The sequence below is a fragment of the Streptomyces sp. NPDC001902 genome (assembly GCF_042891295.1).
Classification (GTDB): Bacteria; Actinomycetota; Actinomycetes; order Streptomycetales; family Streptomycetaceae; genus Actinacidiphila.
In genome coordinates this window covers 179,511-197,297 of record NZ_JBIATA010000001.1, presented here as the reverse complement: position 1 = coordinate 197,297, position 17,787 = coordinate 179,511, and the positions used below count along the sequence as shown (strand labels likewise).

Here is a 17,787-nt window from a genome sequence, read left to right as displayed (position 1 = left end):
CTCCTCAGAACGCCAGCGATCGGTCGACGGCGTCCAGCACCCGGTCCAGGCCGGGCAGGTACTCCTCCTCCACCCGGGCCGGCGGGTACGGGGCGTGGAAGCCGCCGACCCTCAGCACCGGGGCCTCCAGGTGGTAGAAGCACCGCTCGGTGATGCGGGCCGCGATCTCCGCGCCCATGCCGAGCTGCACCGGCGCCTCGTGCACGACGACCAGGCGGCGGGTCTTCTCCACCGACGCCTGGACGGCGTCGAAGTCGAGCGGGGACAGCGACCGCAGGTCCACGACCTCCAGGCTACGGCCCTCCTCGGCGGCCGCGGCGGCCGCCTCCAGGCAGACCTTCACCATGGGGCCGTACGCGGCCAGGGTGAGGTCGGTGCCCTCCCGGGCGGTACGGGCCCTGTGGAGCGGCGCGGGGATGCCGTCGGTGTCGACCTCGCCCTTGTCCCAGTAGCGGCGCTTGGGCTCGAGGAAGATCACCGGGTCGTCGGAGTCGATCGCCTGCTGCAGCATCCAGTAGGCGTCCTGCGGGGTCGACGGGGAGACGACCTTGAGCCCGGCGGTGTGCGCGAAGTACGCCTCGGGCGACTCGCTGTGGTGCTCGACGGCGCCGATGCCGCCGCCGTAGGGGATGCGGATGACGACCGGGAGCTTGATCTTGCCCAGGGCGCGCGCGTGCATCTTGGCGAGCTGGGTGACGATCTGGTCGTACGCGGGGAAGACGAAGCCGTCGAACTGGATCTCCACGACGGGGCGGTAGCCGCGCAGGGCCAGGCCGATCGCGGTGCCGACGATGCCGGACTCCGCGAGCGGGGTGTCGATCACCCGCTGCTCACCGAAGTCTTTGTGCAGGCCGTCGGTGATCCGGAAGACACCGCCGAGCTTGCCGATGTCCTCACCCATGAGGACGACCTTGGGGTCGGTCTCCAGGGACTTGCGCAGTGCCTCGTTGAGGGCCTTGGCGATGGTCATCGTTGCCATGGTCAGTGACCCTCCGTGCTGTCGGCGAAGGACGCCTGGTACTCCGCGAACTGGGCGCGCTCCTCGTCGACGAGGGCGTGGCCGTCGGCGTAGATGTTCTCGAAGATCGACATGGGGTCGGGGTCGGGCATGGCGCGCACGGCCTCGCGGACCCGCTTGCCGAGCGCCTCGCTCTCCTCCTCGACACCGGCGAAGAAGGCCTCGTCGGCGATGCCGTCCTTCTCCAGGTAGCTGCGCAGGCGCAGGATCGGGTCCTTGTGCTCCCACTGCTCGCGCTCCTCGTCGAGGCGGTAGCGGGTGGGGTCGTCGGACGTGGTGTGGGCGCCCATGCGGTAGGTGAAGGCCTCGACGAGCATCGGGCCCTGGCCGGAACGGGCGTGCTCCAGGGCGGCACGGGTGACCGCGAGGACCGCGAGGACGTCGTTGCCGTCGACCCGCACGCCGGGGAAGCCGAAGCCGGCGGCGCGCTGGTAGATCGGGACGCGGCTCTGCTTCTCGGTGGGCTCGGAGATCGCCCACTGGTTGTTCTGGCAGAAGAAGACCACGGGGGCGTTGTAGACGGCGGCGAAGGTGAAGGCCTCCGCGACGTCGCCCTGGCTGGAGGCACCGTCGCCGAAGTAGGCGATGACGGCGGAGTCCGCGCCGTCCTTGCTGATGCCCATCGCGTAGCCGGTCGCGTGCAGCGTCTGGGAGCCGATCACGATCGTGTACAGGTGGAAGTTGTTCTCGTTCGGGTCCCAGCCGCCGTGGTTCACCCCGCGGAACATGCCGAGCAGGTTGACCGGGTCCACCCCGCGGCACCAGGCGACGCCGTGCTCGCGGTAGGTGGGGAAGACGTAGTCGTCCGGCCTGGTGGCCCGCCCGGAGCCGATCTGTGCGGCCTCCTGGCCCAGCAGCGACGCCCACAGACCCAGTTCGCCCTGCCGCTGCAGGGAGGTGGCCTCCGCGTCGAACCGGCGGGTCAGGACCATGTCCCGGTACAGACCGCGCAGCTCTTCGGGGCTCAGGTCGATGGAGTACTCACTGTGCTGGACGCGCTCGCCCTCGGGGGTCAGGAGCTGCACCAGCTCCGGCTCGCCCTCACGGCGCTTCGCTCCACCGCGCGTGCCCGTACGGGGCGTACGGGGCTTCGCGGCAGTGCTTTTCACGCTCACGCTTGCTCCTCCGTCTGTCCGGCCCCCGGGATCCGCCGGCGGCCAGTGCGGCTCCTGCCCGACTCGTCGCGGCGCACGGGGTGTGTGCGGCACGGCCGAGCCGGGAGTGTTGGTCGACCCGGCAGGCAGCCCTGCGAAGTGAACGTTACCCACACCTCCCGCTTTCGCGCGAAGGGTGTTCTACCTGCGGTTTTGTTTGGATTTCCTAGTAAATGGGCGTTCTCGCAGGCCACCGGGACAACGGCACGGTATCCCGAGGATCGATTCTTCGTAAGAGGTCGGCGCGGGTCGCGTGTGCAACGCTGAAGTTGTGACCGAAAAGTCGGTAATCACGGTGTTCCTACTGGACGACCACGAAGTCGTCCGGCGGGGGGTGCACGAGCTCCTCGCCGCCGAGGACGGGATCGAGGTCGTCGGCGAGGCCGGCACGGCCGCCGAGGCGCTGGCGCGGATCCCGGCCGTGCGGCCCGACGTGGCGGTGCTGGACGTCCGGCTGCCGGACGGCAGCGGCGTCGAGGTGTGCCGGGAGATCCGCTCCTCGCAGCCCGGCGTCGCGTGCCTGATGCTCACCTCCTACGCGGACGACGAGGCGCTCTTCGACGCGATCATGGCGGGCGCGTCGGGCTACGTGCTGAAGGACATCCGCGCCACCGACCTGGTCGGCGCCGTACGGGACGTCGCCGCCGGCCGGTCGCTGCTGGACCCGGTCGCCACCGCGCGCGTCCTGGAGCGCCTGCGCGGCGGCGGGGAACGCCAGGAGGGCCGCCTCGCCGACCTGACCGACCAGGAGAAGCGGATCCTCGACCTCATCGGCGAGGGCCTCACCAACCGGCAGATCGGCGACCGGCTGCACCTCGCGGAGAAGACGGTCAAGAACTACGTCTCCTCCCTGCTCGCCAAGCTCGGGATGCAGCGGCGCACCCAGGCCGCCGCCTACGTCGCCCGGCTGCGCAGCGGCGGCTCGTCGGGCCCGGACACGGGAGCGGGGACGGGCCCGGGTCCGTCCGGATCCTGACGCTCCGGATCCCGGCACCGGCGACCCACGTACCAGTCCGTATGCCGGACGTGGGCTGCTGGCGCATACGTCTTGTATCTATGATGTGCGCATCATGACCCGAAGCCCCGTCGCGACCGCCGGCACCACCGCCGAGCCGGCCGCCAAGCAGCCGCCCGCCGCCGAGCGGGTCTACACGCACGTCAAACAGGCGGTCCTCGACCGCCACTACGAGGGCGGCACCCTCCTGAGCGAGGGCGAGCTGGCCGAGGCCGTGGGCGTCTCGCGCACCCCGGTCCGCGAGGCGCTGCTGCGCCTGGAGGCCGAGGGCCTGCTGAAGCTCTACCCGAAGAAGGGCGCCCTGGTGCTGCCGGTCTCCGCGCAGGAGATCGCGGACGTGGTGGAGACCCGGCTGCTCGTGGAGCGCCACGCGGTGATGAAGGTGGTGCCCGCCCCGGAGCGGCTGCTGACCCGCCTGGAGGAGCTGCTGGACGAGCAGCGCGGGCACGCCGCGACGGGCGACCTGGCCGCCTTCGCGGCGGCCGACCGCTGCTTCCACGCCGAGATCGTGCGCGCCGCGGGCAACCGCATCCTGGCGCACCTGTACGACCAGTTGAGGGACCGTCAGCTGCGCATGGGGGTGGCGACGATGCACGCGGAGCCGGGCCGGATCGCCAAGAACGTCGCCGAACACACCGAGATCCTCCACGCGTTGCGCGCGGGGGACGCCGCCCTGGCGGCCACGCTGGTCGAACGGCACGTCAGCTGGGTGAACCACCTGGCCAGGGGGGAGTGATGGCAGCGAGCGCCACCCCGGCCGGCGAACCGCCCGGCGGCACCAGGGCGGTCGCGGTCTGGAGCATCGGCACCCTCGTCTACACCGTCGCGGTCGTGCACCGCACCAGCCTCGGCGTCGCCGGGATCGACGCCGCGGAGCGCTTCCACATCGGCGCCTCGGCGCTGTCCACCTTCTCCATCCTGCAGGTGCTGGTCTACGCGGGCATGCAGATACCCGTGGGCCTGATGGTCGACCGCCTCGGCACCAAGAGGGTGCTGAGCATCGGCATCGTCCTGTTCACCTTGGGCCAGCTCGGCTTCGCCCTCTCCCACACCTACGGCACGGCCCTGGCCGCCCGCGCGGTGCTGGGCTGCGGCGACGCCATGACCTTCGTGAGCGTGCTGCGGCTGGGCTCGCGCTGGTTCCCGGCCCGCCGCGGGCCGATGATCGCGCAGGGTGCCGCGCTGTTCGGCGTGGCGGGCAACCTGCTGAGCACCGTGCTGCTCGCGCGGCTGCTGCACTCCGCGGGCTGGACCCCCACCTTCGTCGGCACAGCGCTGGGCGGTGCGCTCGTCCTCGTCCTGGTGCTGGCCTTCATGAAGGACCACCCCGAGGGCTTCGAGCCCGCGCCCGCGGAGCACCCCGGACGCGGTTACGTGAAGCGGCAGATCGCCGCCGCCTGGCGGGAGCCCGGCACCCGGCTGGGGATGTGGACGCACTTCACCACCCAGTTCTCCGGGATGGTCTTCCTGCTGCTGTGGGGCCTGCCGTACCTCGTCGAGGCCCAGGGGCTGTCCCGCGAGACGGCCGGCACCCTGCTGACGGTCGTCGTGATCGCCAACATGGTCTTCGGGATGCTCTTCGGGCAGATCATCGGCCGCCACCACGGTGCCCGGATGCCGCTCACCCTGGGCGTCGTCGGGGCGACCGCGGTGATGTGGGCGGTGGTCCTGGTCTGGCCCGCGGACCACGCCCCGCTGTGGCTGCTCGTGCTGCTCTGCGTCGTGCTGGGCACCTGCGGCCCGGCGTCGATGATCGGCTTCGACTTCGCGCGCCCGGCGAACCCGCCCGAGCGCTTCGGCACGGCCTCCGGCATCGTCAACATCGGCGGCTTCACCGCCTCGATGGCCGCGCTGCTGGCCATCGGCGTCCTGCTGGACGCCAGCGGCGACGACTACCGGGTGGCGTGGAGCAGCGTGTTCGTCCTGCAGGCGCTGGGCCTGGTCCAGATCCTGCGGCTGCGCGGCCGGGCGGCGCGGCTGGAGCGGCAGCGCATCGCCGTCAGCCGCGTCGAGAGCGTCCACGTCCCCGCGGGGACATGAACGCTCCCTCCGGCGTCACTGTGTGACGGCGATGTTCGCCAGGATCGCGTCGGCCAGCGCCTGGTCGCCCTCGGTCTTCAGCCGGCCCTCCACCGCGTGCGCGCGCGTGCGCCCGCAGCTCAGCCGGACGAAGGTCTCCCAGTCCAGGGTCAGCGTGACCGCGGGGCCGAGCGAGACGCTGCCGTCGATCGTGCCCTGGCCGTCGGTGTCGACCCGGACCGTCCGCATGAACTCCAGCTCGCCGTGGACGTCGAACACCACGGCGGAACCCGCCGGGGCGCCCGCGCGCCCGGCGACCACCTTGGGCAGTTCGGAGAGGATGTGGTCCCGGGCGACGACCGCGCCCGGGGAGTCGAGGTTGCCGGGCTCGCCCAGCGCCCGGCGCAGGTCCTGCTCGTGCACCCACACGTCGAAGACCCGCCACTTCAGCAGCTCCTCGAGGGTCATCTCCTTGCCCATGGGGCCGCGGACGGTGTCCTGCGCGCCACGGGTCTCGTTCCGCAGCTGCCGGGACCGGCGGATGATCGTGTAGTCGAGCTCGCCGACGACCTCGGGCGCGGTGTGGTGCCGCCGCTTGTCGACCGGCACCTCCACGTAACGGGCGTGCTCCGTGGTCATGTGCCGCAGGTCGCTGGGGAGCGTGTGGATCGGCCGGGGATCGCCGAGCAGCTCGCACTCGAACCCGATCACGTGCGACACGATGTCGCGCACGGACCAGTACGGGCACTCGGTCGGCCGGTTCCAGGCGCCCGCCGGAACGGGGCGGACCAACTCGGCTATGGATTCTATGGAGTGGGTCCAGGCGTCGATGTACGGCTGGATCTGGCTGTGGACGGTGCCGGTCACGGGACCCCTCGACGGTCGGGCGCGGTCGTGGTGTGCGCCTTAAATTACGCTGCGCAGTGACACCACGGGAGTGCTTTCGTGTGACGATCGTAGGCCCGCAAGAACATGCCGAACTCATGGGCGGTGGTACTGTGCGCGTTTCCCTGCTCCAGATCGACGTCGACCCCGGCGAAGCGGTGGACGCCCGGCGTGAACGGGTCGCGTCGCTCGTCCGCGGACAGTCCGGGTCGGACCTGGTCGTCCTGCCCGAACTGTGGCCGGTCGGTGCCTTCGCCGCCGATCTTTTCCAGCCAGAGGCCGAGCCGCTCCAGGGCCCCACCGCGCAGGTGATGAGCGCCGCCGCGCTCGACGCGGGCGTGTGGCTGCACGCGGGCTCGATCGTCGAGCGCGCCCCCGACGGCGCTCTGTACAACACCTCGCTGCTCTTCTCCCCCGACGGCGAACTGCGCGAGACCTACCGCAAGATCCACCGCTTCGGCTTCGACCAGGGCGAGGCCGTGCTCATGCACGGCGGCGACCGCGTCGTCACCACCGACGTCCAGGGCGTCCCCGTGGGCCTGGCCACCTGCTACGACCTGCGCTTCCCCGAGCAGTTCCGGCTGCTCGTCGACGCGGGCGCCACCGTCGTCCTCCTCCCGGCCGGCTGGCCCGCGCGGCGCCGCGAGCACTGGACCCTGCTGGCCCGGGCCCGCGCGATCGAGTCGCAGGCCTACGTGGTGGCCTGCGGCACCGCGGGCACCCACGCCGGGGTGGAGCTGGCCGGGCACAGCCTCGTCGTCGACCCCTGGGGCGCCGTCCTCGCCGAGGCCGGACCGGGCGAGGAGGTCATCACCGCCGACCTCGATCCCGGCCTGGTGGCCAAGACCCGGGCGGACTTCCCGGTGCTGCGCGACCGCGTGCTGGGCCTGCCGGTGCCGGATTCGGCCGGTTGAGGCGGTATGGCCCCATCAGGGACCATCGGCCCCGGAGGTGGGGGCGGAGTGCTCTGCGCCTCCGGGGGGCCGGCCCGGCAAGGTGGTTCCCATGGAACTCGAGGGGCGCGCTGCGCTGGCGCTGCTGGGAAAGGTCCGGTACGGGCGGCTGGCGCTGACGCGGGGGGCCCTGCCGTACATCGCCGTGGCCCGGCACGTCGTCGCCGACGGCTCCGTGCTGATCCGCACCGACCGCTCATGGGGCGTGGACGGCACGGTCGTGGCCTACCAGGCGGACGACGTCGAAGCGGGCTGGGCGGTGCAGTTCCTCGGGACGGCACGCGCCTTCCATCCCTCGACGGCGCAGCGGGCGCTCTTCGGCACAGATCGTCAAAACGATACAAGCCGGGAGCCGGGCCATGTGTACGTACGTCTCGACCCGCGAGTCCACCACCGGAATGATCTAGCATCTGCCTGGTGATCGGGAGTTCGGCGACGGCGCCGCCCTCCGCCGGGACACTGGACACCCTGCTGCGCCGATACACGGACGCCGGCGCCCCGCTGTCCTGCGAACCCGTTGCCCAGGGCTTACTGAACCGGGGATTCCGGCTGGCCACCACCAGCGGCCGCTACTTCCTCAAGCTGTACGTCGACGGCGCCACCGCCGACTCCGCCGTCATCGCCCGCCAGCACCGGGCGACCCAGCGGCTGGACGAGGTGGGCCTGCCCGTCGCCTCTCCGGTCCCCGACGCCGACGGCCGCACCGTCGCCGTGGTCGGCGGCCGCTGCTTCGCGCTCTACCCGTGGGTGGAGGGACGGCACCGCGAGGGCGGCGAACTCACCACCGGCGACTCCCGCCGCTTGGGCGCCCTGCTCGGTCTCGTCCACACCACCCTGGCCCAGGTGCAGCCCGCCCCCGAGCCGGGCCGGCACGCCAGCGCCGACCCCGAACTGACCTACGCGCTGATCACCGCGCTGCTGCGGCGGGTGCGCGCCAGCGCCCCGCGCGAGACCTTCGACGAACTGGCCGAGCACCGGCTGCTGGAGCGCCGCGCCCTGCTGGAACGTCACGCCCACCGCCGCCCGCCCGACGCGGCCGGCCCGGTCTCCGGCTGGGTGCACGGCGACTTCCACCCGCTCAACCTGCTCTACCGCGAGGACGAACCCGTCGCCATCGTCGACTGGGACCGGCTCGGCGTGCAGCCGCGCGCCGAGGAGGCGGTACGGGCCGCCGTGATCTTCTTCGTGCAGCCCGGCGGCGCCCTGGACCTCGACAAGATCCGCGCGTACGCCCGGGCCTACCGCGCCGCCGCGGGCGTGCCCGGGGACGAACTGGCCGCGGCCGTGCACCGGGTGTGGTGGGAACGGCTCAACGACTTCTGGATGCTGCGCTGGCGCTACGTCCTCGACGACCGCAGGACCGACCCCCTCTTCCCGGCCTCGTCCGCCCTGGTCGTCTGGTGGACCGCGGCGTACGAGGCCGTGCTGGAGGCCTTCACGGGCTGACCCGGCGGCCGGCGGCCGGTCAGCCGCCCGTGACGCCGCCGTCCGCGGCGCCCTCGGTGCCGGCCGTGCCGCCGGACACGTCCCCCGAGGTCCCCTCGGTGCCGCCGGTCTCGGACGCGGTCGGCGTCGGCGTGGGCGGCGCGGAGGTGGCCGGGGTGCTCGGCTTCTGCGTCGGCGGCGGGGAGGTCGCGGGGGCCTGCGAGGTCGGCCGCGTGTAGGAGGGGCTCGGGGTGTACGAGGGCTGCTCCGAGACGCTGCCGCTGCTGTCCTGCGTACCGCCCGTCGAGTCGTCCTGGGTCGGCTGCGACGTCGGCTTCTCCGGCTGCGACCGAGTGGGCGTCACCTTCTCCGCCGGGGGCGTCTTGTCGCCGGTCTTGGAGACCGCGAAGTAGATGCCGAGCGCGACCGCGAGCACCGCGGCGATCACGAACAGCACGGGCTTCACCCACCGCCCGCCGCCGTGCGGGGGCTGTCCGTCGTCGTAGCCGTGGCCGTGGCCGCCGCCGTCACCACCGGGCGGGCCGAGCAGCAGGGGCGGCTGCAACTCCGCGGTGGTGTGCGGGTGCTGCTGCCCGTACTGCGGGGGGACGCCCATCGGCGCGGTCGGGGCGGCGTTCGCCACGGGCACGTAACCGGTGTTCCAGGTACCGGTGTGACCGCCGCGCTCGCTCAGCATGGCCAGCGCGTACTGGACGACGCCGCGCATCTCCTCGGCGGTCTGGAAGCGGTCGTCCGGTTGCTTGGCCAGCGCGTGCAGCACCAGCCCGTCCAGCTCCGGCGGCACCCGGTCGCTGAGCTCGGAGGGCGGGCGCGGCTCGTCCTGGACGTGCTGGTAGACCACCGACAGCGGGGTCTCACCGGTGAACGGCGGCCTCAGCGCGAGGAGTTCGTAGAGCAGGCAGCCCGTCGCGTACAGGTCGGAGCGGGTGTCGACCGTCTTGCCGAGCGCCTGTTCCGGCGACAGGTACTGCGGGGTGCCCATGACCATGCCGGTCTGCGTCATCGTGGTCGAGGCGCCGTGCAGCGCCCGCGCGATGCCGAAGTCCATCACCTTCACCGCGCCGGTGTTGGTGATGATCACGTTCGCCGGCTTGATGTCCCGGTGGACGATGCCGTGCGCGTGGCTGTAGGCCAGCGCCTCCAGCACGCCCGAGACGATGATGAGCGCCTGGTCGACCGGCGGCGGCTCGTCGGACCCCACCAGCAGGTCACGGATCGTGCGGCCTTCCACGAGTTCCATCACGATGTAGGGCACGGTGCCGCCCGGCGTGACGTCCTCGCCCGAGTCGTACACCGCCACCACCGCATGGTGGTTGAGCCCGGCGACCGACTGCGCCTCGCGCGTGAAGCGGGCCTTGGACACCGGGTCCTCGGCGAGGTCGGAGCGGAGCAGCTTCACGGCCACCGTCCGCCCCAGGCGCACGTCCTCCGCCGCGAAGACCTCGGCCATGCCGCCGCGTCCGAGGCGCCGGGTCAGCCGGTAGCGGCCGTCGCCCACCAGGCCTGCGGCGCCCCACAGCTCGGGCGAGTCGGGCACTCCCCGGCCGTCGGCAGAGGGCTCGTCAGGGCCCCCGGCGGCTGTCGTCTGTGCCATCAGTCCTCGCCGTCGATCGTCGCCGTACAGGGTCCTCCAGCGCACCACGCTACCGCGTTCCAGGACGGACGCGCTCCCGTGGCACCCGTGCCCCCGATGAAGGGATTCATACGCATCCGGTGACGAACAGGTCAACGAACTTGACCTGTCCAGGCCGTCCGGCAGACTGGGCGGTCAGGATCGGGGCAACTGTCTTGTGCGTACGCGCGGTGCGCCCAGGGGGATCGTCAAGGGGACGGGTACGGATGAGCGGGGACGGCACGCGGGGCACTCATTCGGGGCGTTCGGTCGGTAACGGTCGCTACGTCCTCCGCGACCTGCTGGGGCAGGGCGGCATGGCGGCCGTGCACCTGGCGCACGACACGGTGCTGGACCGGCCGGTGGCCGTCAAGACGCTCCACACCGACCTCGGCAGGGAACAGTCGTTCCGCGAGCGGTTCCGGCGCGAGGCGCAGGCCGTCGCCAAGCTCAACCACACCAACATCGTCTCGGTCTTCGACTCCGGCGAGGACACCGTCGACGGCGCGCTCGTGCCGTACATCGTCATGGAGTACGTCGAGGGCAAGCCGCTGCGCGACGTGCTCGACGAGGACATCGCGCAGTTCGGGGCCATGCCCACCGAGAAGGCCCTGAAGATCACCGCCGACGTGCTCGCGGCGCTCTCCGAGAGCCACAGCATGGGCCTGGTCCACCGCGACATCAAGCCGGGCAACGTGATGCTCACCAAGCGCGGCGTGGTGAAGGTGATGGACTTCGGCATCGCCCGCGCGATGCAGTCCGGCGTCTCGTCGATGACGCAGACCGGCATGGTGGTCGGCACCCCGCAGTACCTGTCGCCGGAACAGGCCCTGGGACGCGGCGTGGACGAGCGCTCCGACCTGTACTCGGTGGGCTGTCTGCTCTTCGAGCTGCTCACCGGACGGCTGCCCTTCGACGGCGACTCCCCGCTGTCCATCGCCTACCAGCACGTCCAGGAGCTCCCGCCGGCCCCGTCGGCGCTCAACCGGGCGGTGCAGCCGGGCGTCGACGCGCTCGTCGCGCGGGCCCTGAAGAAGAACCCCGCCGAGCGCTTCCCCACCGCCGATACCATGCGCGACGAGGCGGAGCGGGTCGCCGCACCGGCGCGCGGCGCCGGCACCACACCGCTGATCATCGGCGGCGGACCGCGCCCGCGCGGCCGCGGCGAGGAGGTCTCCTCCGCGGTCTTCCCGCCGGTGCAGGGAGACCTGCGCACCCCGCCGCCGAACGTGCAGACCCCGTACCAGGCCCCGGCTCCCTACCCGCGGCCCCAGCCCCAGCCGCAGCCTCAGCCTCAGCAGCGGTGGGGCACCGCAGGTCAGGGCGGTCCCGCGCACACCCCGCCGCCCGGCCCGGGACCGTCCTACGGCTACCCGCAGAACGCCCCGCACGCGCCCCACCAGCCCCACCCGCAGGCCGTGCAGCAGCACGCCACCCCGCCCTACACGATGCGCCCGGGCACCCCGGCGGGCGGCGGCCGCAGGGGCGGCGGCGCCTCGACGGCGGTCGTCGCCATCGGCGCCACGGTCGCCGTGATCGCGGTGGTCGTGGTCGTCATCATCGCGATGTCGATGGGCGGCAAGGACGACACCGGGGACACCGGCGGCACCCCCACCTACGACTCCCGGGGCAGCGCCTCCGCCACCGCCCGCGAGGAGACCCCCTCGCAGCCGGCGGGTGACGAACCCGCGCCGGGCGTCAGCCAGGCCGACCAGACCCGCACCATCGACGCCTCGCGCTGCACCGAGGCCACCAAGAGCTACCTGGGCGACGACCCGGACGCCGTGGTGATGCCGGACTTCTTCACCAAGTACGTCGACTCCGTCAAGTCCTGCATGGACGCGGCCGGTTGGAAGTACGAGGTCAAGTACCGCAACGAGCAGATCTACGGGAAGGGCGCGGTCGTCGACCAGAAGCCCAAGACCTACACGGCGTTCAAGCCGGAGAAGGACAAGATCACCCTGTGGGTCTCCACCGGCCAGGGCGGCTGACCCGCCCCGGGGGTGCCCTCGCGGCGACGACGGACGGGCAACGACTGACGGGCAACGACGGACGGCGGGTGACCCCACGGGTCCCCGCCGTCTGTACCTACGCGTACGTACCGTCCTGATGCCGACCGCTCACAGATAGGGGCCGGTGCGCGCCCCGCCCGGGGCGTGCCCCTCCTCGTCGCCCTCGTGGCCCACACCGGGCGGCAGCGCGCGGCGCATCTGCTCCAGCTGGGCGCGGGCGGCCATCTGCTGGGCGAACAGGGCGGTCTGGATGCCGTGGAAGAGGCCCTCCAGCCATCCCACCAGCTGCGCCTGGGCGATCCGCAGCTCGGCGTCGCTCGGCACGCCGTCCTCGGCGAAGGGCAGCGAGAGCCGCTCCAGCTCCTCGACGAGCTCGGGGGCGAGCCCCGCCTCCAGCTCCTTCACGGAGCTGTGGTGGATCTCCTTCAGGCGCGCCCGGCTCGCCTCGTCCAGCGGCGCCGCCTTGACCTCTTCCAGGAGCTGCTTGATCATGCTGCCGATCCGCATGACCTTCGCGGGCTGTTCGACCATCTCCGTCACGGGCACCTCGCGCTGCTCGTCGCCTTCTCCGGCGCGGCCGGCGTGTCCGCCGCCGCCGAGGGCCATCCCGTCCGGGCCGACGACCAGGACCTGCGGGCTCTCCTGCGACCGTTCGTTCATCGGCATCTCCATGCCGCCATTGTCGCGCACCGTCGCCCCTCCGGGATTTGTGCCCCCCGCCGCCCCGCGCTACCCCTCCGGCGCGGCACTCGTCCGCCTCGGCCAGGCCGGCCCGGTGTGCGACCCGGACGCGGTGCGCGGCGGGTGGACGTGCCGGGGGACCCCTGTACGGGGGCGGGGTGGCCGAGGTCAGCGGCCACGGCGCAGCCGCAGGCCGAGGAAGCCCAGACCCAGCCCGATCAGCACCAGCCCCGCGCCGAGCGGCAGTACCTCCAGCACCCGTCCCATGGGCGCCTGGACGGCGGCCGGGCCCTGGTCCTGCGGTTCCTCGACGTGGACGGGGAGCGGCGCGGAGGGCCGGCCGCCCCCGTCGCCCGGGGTCGCGGGCGGCTCCGCCCGACCCGGGTGCCTGCGCCCCTCGCCGGCCTCGCTGCCGGCCGGCCCGGAGGACGCCGCCGGATGGGGCGGGGGCGGCGCGGCCGCGCCGGTGACCAGGAGGGCGACCCCGGTCACCGTCGCCGCCACGACCACCTTCCGCAACTCCATGCTTTCAGCGTCACACGGAGCGTCATGGGCGGCCAGTCGTGCCCACCGGGCCCGTACCGGCCGTCCGGCGGCGGCTCAGACCGTGAGCAGCACCTTGCCCACGTGGGTGCTGGCCTCGACCAGCCGGTGCGCCTGTGCCGCCTCGCTCATCGGCAGGGCGCAGTCCACCACCGGGCGCACCACGCCGGACTCAAGCAGCGGCCAGACGTGCTCCCGGACCGCCGCCACGATGGCCGCCTTCTCCTCCAGCGGCCGTCCGCGCAGCGACGTCGCGGTGATCGCGGCCCGCTTGGCCAGCATCTTGCCGAGGTCGAGCTCTCCCTTGACGCCACCCTGGAGCCCGATGACTGCCAGCCTGCCGTTGACCGCGAGGGCGTCGACGTTCCGGCCCAGGTACTTCGCGCCCATGATGTCGAGGATGACGTCGGCGCCGCCGAACGCCTCCCGCACCTCGGCCGTGAAGTCCTGCTCGCGGTAGTTGATCCCGAGGTCCGCGCCCAGCTCGCGGCACTTCGCGAGCTTGTCCTCGCTGCCCGCGGTGACCGCGACCTTGGCGCCGACCGCCTTGGCCAGCTGGATCGCCATCGTGCCGATGCCGCTGGAACCGCCGTGGACCAGCAGCGTCTCGCCGGGGCGCAGGTGGGCGACCATGAAGACGTTGGACCAGACGGTGCAGACGACCTCGGGCAGGGCCGCGGCCTCCACGAGCCCCACGCCCTTGGGCACCGGCAGCAGCTGCCCGGCGGGGACGGCGACCTTCCCGGCGTACCCGCCGCCCGCGAGCAGCGCGCACACCTCCTCGCCCACGGTCCAGCCGCTCACCCCCGGGCCGAGGGCGGCGACGCGGCCCGAGCACTCCAGGCCCGGGTAGGGGGACGCGCCGGGTGGCGGGTCGTAGAAGCCCTGCCGCTGCAGCAGGTCGGCACGGTTGACGGCGGTCGCGGCGACCTCGACCAGCACCTCGCCCTCGGCGGGTACGGGATCGGGGACCTCGGCCCAGACGAGCGCGTCCGGGCCGCCGGGTTCGGGGATGGTGATCGCATGCATGGGGCCGACGCTACCCCTGCGGGACGTGCGACGGGTCGTCCTGACTCGTCCTGTGGATGACGATGAGCCGATCGGTCAACTGCAAGGGGCTCGCCTCGGGGTTGTCGTGGTCGAGCATCCGGTGGCCGCGCTTGACGACCACCACCAGGTCGGCGACCTCCCGCGGATCGAGCCCGGCCTCGGCCTTGGTGACGGGACGCTCGATCAGGTCCAGCCCGCTGCCGTAGGTGATCAGCTCCTCCATCACCTCGCCCGCGCTCGGGCTGAGCATCGACATCCCGAGCAGCCGGCCCGCCGCGCCGGAGCTGGTGACGACGGCGTTGGCGCCGGACTGGCGGAGCAGCGGGGCGTTCTCCTCCTCGCGCACGGACGCGACGATGTTGATCCGCTTGCTCAACTGGCGGGCCGTGAGCGCCACCAGGACGGCGGTGTCGTCCCGTTGCGCGGCGATGATCAGCTCCTTGGCCCGCTGGATCTCCGCGCGCAGCAGGACGGCGTTGCGGGTCGCGTCCCCCGTGACGCCCGCGAACCCGGAGGCGACCGCGGACTCCACCGCCTTGGGGTCGGGGTCGACCACCACGATCTGCTGGGCGGGCACGCCGTGCCCGGTCAGCGTCCTGGCCGCGGAACGGCCCTTGGTGCCGTATCCGACGATGACGGTGTGGTCGCGCACGGTGGACCTCCAGCGCTGCTGCCGGTACTGCTCGCGGGTGCGCTCGGTGAGCACCTCCAGAGTGGTGCCGACGAGGATGATCAGGAAGAGCACGCGAAGCGGCGTCACCAGGAGCACATTGGTCAGCCGGGCGCTCGGGCTGTACGGGACGACGTCGCCGTAGCCGGTGGTGGAGAGGGTGACGGTGGCGTAGTAGACGCAGTCCAGCAGCGACATCGAACCGCCGGCGTTGTCGTGGTAGCCGCCCCGGTCCACGTACACGATCAGCACGGTGAGCACCAGGACGAACAGCGCCATCAGCAACCGCCGGACGACCTGGTGCAGCGGGCCGAGGGGGCTCTTGTGGGGCAGGTGGACGACGTCGCCGTCCGCCCCCGCGGTGGCGCGTCCGCGGCCCGCGTCCCTCACAGCCGCCCCCAGCCCGTCTCCAGGACGGCCGTGCGGTCGCCCTTGACGGCTCCGCCGGGCGGGATGACGGCCATGCCGTCGGCCGTCGCGATGCCGCGGAGCATGGCAGGACCGCTGAAGTGCAGCGGGGCCGCCTGCGACTCCTCGTCGAGCACCACCGGCACCAGGCGGGTGTCGGTGGGGTGGCCGTGCACGTCGCCGCCGAGCCGCGCCTCGTACGCCACCGGGGCCGGACGGCCCGCGAGCGTGCGCAGCAGGGGGACGGCCAGGGTCAGCACCCCGGAGACCGCCGCGAGCGGGTTGCCCGGCAGGCCCACCAGGCGGCCGCCACCGGGCAGTTCGGCCAGCAGCATGGGGTGGCCGGGGCGGACCGCGACGCCGTCGACGAGCAACCGCGCGCCGATGCGCTCCAGCACGGGGTGGACGAAGTCCACCGGGCCGCCCGCCGTGCCACCGGTGGTGACGACGAGATCGGCGGTGGACGCGGCGACGGCGTCCTGCAGCAGGCCGGCGTCGTCCTTCAACCGCCGCGCACGGACCGTGCCGGCCCCGAGCGCGGTGAGCCATGCGGGCAGCAGCGGGCCGAGCGCGTCCCGCACCCGGCCGCCGCCGGGGGCGCCGGCGTCCAACAACTCGTCGCCCAGGACGAGGACCTCCACCGAGGGCCGCGCGGTGACGGTCAGTTCGTCGTAGCCCGCCGCCGCGGCCAGGCCGAGCACCGCGGGCGTGACCAGCACGCCGGCCGTCAGCAACTCGTCGCCGCCACGGCACTCCTGGCCGCGGGGCCGCACGTCCTGCCCGGGCCCGGGGCCGCCGCGCGTGGCGTGCAGGTGCCCGTCGGCGGTGACGCGTCCGTGTTCCCGGCGCAGCACCGCCGTCGTGCCGGGGGGCAGTGCGGCCCCGGTGGCGATGACGGTCGCGTGGCCGTCGAGCAGCGGGGCCGCGGAACGCTGCCCGGCCAGGACGCTGCCTGCCGTGCGCCACGGGCCGGGGCCCGCGACGGCCCAGCCGTCCATCGCGGAGGTGTCGAAGGCGGGCAGGTCCGTGAGCGCGGTCAACGGCTCGGCCAGCGCGTGCCCCAGCGCGGCGCCGAGCGGCACGGACAGCCGTCCCAGCGGTCCCGCGGCGGAGCCCGCGATGTGCCGCGCCCGCGGCCACGGCAGGTCGTGGTGCCCGCCGTGGGCGCCGGCCCGGGTCCCGCCGTGGGTCCCGCCGTGAGTCCCGCCATGGGTCCCGTGGGGACGGGGGAGGGACGACCGGGAGCCGTCGGCGCCGGTGCCGCCGGAGGGTGGCTGCACGGGGTCGTGCCGGCCGGTGGCCCGCCCGTTGGCCAGGGCGAGCGCCGCGGCCAACTCGTCGTCGGCGGCGTCCCCGGCACCGGTGTCGCGGGCACCGCCCGCCGCACCCGGCAGGTTCATGCGCCCGGGTCCCCGCTCTCCGCTTCCTTCGCCCACCGCTCGGCCAGCGCGGCGGCGCGCCTGACGGCCTCCGCGACGGCCTGTTCGCCGCCGCCCGCCGTGGCTGCCGCGTAGCCCACCAGGAAGGTGGTCAGCGGCGCGGCAGGGCGGTCGACGCCGTGCGCGGCGTCCCGGGCGAGATCGAGGAGCATACGGATGTCGACGTCGAGGTCGATGCCGAGTTCGGCCTTGGCTGCGGTGATCCATTCATCCAACACGCCCCCATGCTCCCTGATGCGGGCCCGGGCTGTGGAGAGGTCGTCCCAGGTGTCGCAGTCGAAGGAGGCCTGCCCGGTGGGGTCGGGCAGCCTCCGCAGGGCCAGTTCACCGGTGAGCAGCCGCAACGGCAGCCCGGCGAGGGTCCCGTGCTCGGCGGCGATCAGCGCCAGGTGCTGGCGCAGCGCCTCCGTGCGGTAGGCGGCCGCCAGCGTCTGGTCACGCCCGTCGGGGTCGGTGAGCACGACCCCGTCCTCGCCCTGCCCGCCGCGCAGCGAGGCGAGCAGGGCGCCCACCGTCGTACGGGAGAGGAACGGCAGGTCGGCGGCGAGCACCAGCACGACGTCCGCGGTGACCTCGCGCAGCCCGGCGGAGAGCGCGGGCAGCGGGCCCCCGCCGGGTGGTTCCTCGCGGGCCCAGGCCACCGGGCGGACGGTGGGGCGGCGCGGGCCGACGACCACCGTGGTGGCCGCGCCCGCGCACGCGTCCAGGACACGGTCGATCAGCGCGCGCCCGGCGACCGGCAATCCCGGCTTGTCGGCCCCGCCGAGGCGCCTGGCGGCGCCGCCGGCGAGGACGACCGCGTCGTAGGGCTGCTCGTGCGGCGAACGCGGCGAGGGGTGGTCACGCGGCTCACCTGGCTCCGGAGTCATGCCCGGAGTATCG

The 17,787-nt window shown here is 73.3% G+C and carries 17 protein-coding genes; 7 read left to right on the top strand and 10 right to left on the bottom strand.

The window, feature by feature from the left end; genetic code table 11:
* Positions 1–4 precede the first annotated feature (4 nt).
* Together ACFYYN_RS00925 and pdhA are read right to left on the bottom strand one after the other, a co-directional pair.
* Positions 5–970 carry an alpha-ketoacid dehydrogenase subunit beta gene (locus tag ACFYYN_RS00925; RefSeq protein WP_500331500.1) on the bottom strand — a complete coding sequence of 322 codons (966 nt, stop codon included), beginning with the start codon at positions 968–970 and terminating at the stop codon, positions 5–7.
* Positions 971–981: 11 nt separating this feature from the next.
* Entirely contained in the window at positions 982–2,133 is a 1,152-nt protein-coding gene (pdhA, locus tag ACFYYN_RS00920) for a pyruvate dehydrogenase (acetyl-transferring) E1 component subunit alpha (protein WP_499512830.1), read from the bottom strand.
* A gap of 310 nt (positions 2,134–2,443) precedes the next feature.
* On the opposite strand from pdhA, the gene ACFYYN_RS00915 reads away from it, so the two are divergent.
* The 3 genes from ACFYYN_RS00915 to ACFYYN_RS00905 all read left to right on the top strand — a co-directional run bounded on the left by ACFYYN_RS00915 (position 2,444) and on the right by ACFYYN_RS00905 (position 5,227).
* Entirely contained in the window at positions 2,444–3,148 is a 705-nt protein-coding gene (locus ACFYYN_RS00915; RefSeq protein ID WP_500435993.1) for a response regulator, read from the top strand.
* 94 nt (positions 3,149–3,242) lie between these two features.
* The gene (locus ACFYYN_RS00910; RefSeq protein ID WP_500544209.1) at positions 3,243–3,923 is read left to right on the top strand and encodes a GntR family transcriptional regulator; all 681 of its coding nucleotides are present in this window, start codon (positions 3,243–3,245) and stop codon (positions 3,921–3,923) included.
* Positions 3,923–5,227, top strand: a complete 1,305-nt coding sequence (locus tag ACFYYN_RS00905) for an MFS transporter (RefSeq protein ID WP_500544208.1) — start codon at positions 3,923–3,925, stop codon at positions 5,225–5,227. The genes ACFYYN_RS00910 and ACFYYN_RS00905 overlap by 1 nt, the downstream gene beginning before the upstream one ends.
* 15 nt (positions 5,228–5,242) lie before the next feature.
* Here ACFYYN_RS00905 and ACFYYN_RS00900 read toward each other — a convergent pair whose 3' ends face one another.
* Positions 5,243–6,073, bottom strand: coding sequence for a maleylpyruvate isomerase family mycothiol-dependent enzyme (locus tag ACFYYN_RS00900; RefSeq protein WP_500331478.1), 831 nt, complete (start codon positions 6,071–6,073; stop codon positions 5,243–5,245).
* A gap of 131 nt (positions 6,074–6,204) precedes the next feature.
* Here ACFYYN_RS00900 and ACFYYN_RS00895 point away from each other — a divergent pair, with 131 nt between their 5' ends.
* From ACFYYN_RS00895 to ACFYYN_RS00885, 3 genes are all read left to right on the top strand, one after another.
* Positions 6,205–7,005 (top strand): carbon-nitrogen family hydrolase, encoded by an 801-nt coding sequence (locus ACFYYN_RS00895; protein WP_500331502.1) that lies wholly within the window; start codon positions 6,205–6,207, stop codon positions 7,003–7,005.
* Between the two features lie 91 nt (positions 7,006–7,096).
* Positions 7,097–7,465, top strand: coding sequence for a PNPOx family protein (locus tag ACFYYN_RS00890; RefSeq protein ID WP_499512835.1), 369 nt, complete (start codon positions 7,097–7,099; stop codon positions 7,463–7,465).
* Positions 7,462–8,490: a phosphotransferase gene (locus tag ACFYYN_RS00885; RefSeq protein ID WP_500331480.1), complete on the top strand. Its 1,029-nt coding sequence runs from the start codon at positions 7,462–7,464 to the stop codon at positions 8,488–8,490. The genes ACFYYN_RS00890 and ACFYYN_RS00885 overlap by 4 nt, the downstream gene beginning before the upstream one ends.
* Positions 8,491–8,509: 19 nt before the next feature.
* Here ACFYYN_RS00885 and ACFYYN_RS00880 read toward each other — a convergent pair whose 3' ends face one another.
* Positions 8,510–10,084: a protein kinase domain-containing protein gene (locus tag ACFYYN_RS00880; protein WP_500544207.1), complete on the bottom strand. Its 1,575-nt coding sequence runs from the start codon at positions 10,082–10,084 to the stop codon at positions 8,510–8,512.
* 245 nt (positions 10,085–10,329) lie between these two features.
* Between ACFYYN_RS00880 and ACFYYN_RS00875 the strand changes: the two genes are divergently transcribed.
* Positions 10,330–12,093 (top strand): Stk1 family PASTA domain-containing Ser/Thr kinase, encoded by a 1,764-nt coding sequence (locus ACFYYN_RS00875; RefSeq protein WP_500544206.1) that lies wholly within the window; start codon positions 10,330–10,332, stop codon positions 12,091–12,093.
* 129 nt (positions 12,094–12,222) lie between these two features.
* Here ACFYYN_RS00875 and ACFYYN_RS00870 read toward each other — a convergent pair whose 3' ends face one another.
* The 6 genes from ACFYYN_RS00870 to ACFYYN_RS00845 all read right to left on the bottom strand — a co-directional run bounded on the left by ACFYYN_RS00870 (position 12,223) and on the right by ACFYYN_RS00845 (position 17,774).
* The gene (locus tag ACFYYN_RS00870) at positions 12,223–12,786 is read right to left on the bottom strand and encodes a bacterial proteasome activator family protein (protein WP_499512839.1); all 564 of its coding nucleotides are present in this window, start codon (positions 12,784–12,786) and stop codon (positions 12,223–12,225) included.
* A gap of 177 nt (positions 12,787–12,963) precedes the next feature.
* Entirely contained in the window at positions 12,964–13,320 is a 357-nt protein-coding gene (locus ACFYYN_RS00865; RefSeq protein WP_500544205.1) for a hypothetical protein, read from the bottom strand.
* A 75-nt stretch (positions 13,321–13,395) separates the two neighbouring features.
* Complete coding sequence (locus tag ACFYYN_RS00860) at positions 13,396–14,367, bottom strand: NAD(P)H-quinone oxidoreductase (protein ID WP_500533180.1); 972 nt, start codon at positions 14,365–14,367, stop codon at positions 13,396–13,398.
* Positions 14,368–14,377: 10 nt separating this feature from the next.
* Positions 14,378–15,448 (bottom strand): potassium channel family protein, encoded by a 1,071-nt coding sequence (locus tag ACFYYN_RS00855; RefSeq protein ID WP_500544204.1) that lies wholly within the window; start codon positions 15,446–15,448, stop codon positions 14,378–14,380.
* The gene (locus tag ACFYYN_RS00850) at positions 15,445–16,866 is read right to left on the bottom strand and encodes a molybdopterin molybdotransferase MoeA (RefSeq protein ID WP_500544203.1); all 1,422 of its coding nucleotides are present in this window, start codon (positions 16,864–16,866) and stop codon (positions 15,445–15,447) included. The genes ACFYYN_RS00855 and ACFYYN_RS00850 overlap by 4 nt, the downstream gene beginning before the upstream one ends.
* Entirely contained in the window at positions 16,863–17,774 is a 912-nt protein-coding gene (locus ACFYYN_RS00845; protein WP_500544202.1) for an NTP transferase domain-containing protein, read from the bottom strand. Before ACFYYN_RS00845 ends, ACFYYN_RS00850 begins: the two co-directional genes overlap by 4 nt.
* Positions 17,775–17,787: the final 13 nt, after the last annotated feature.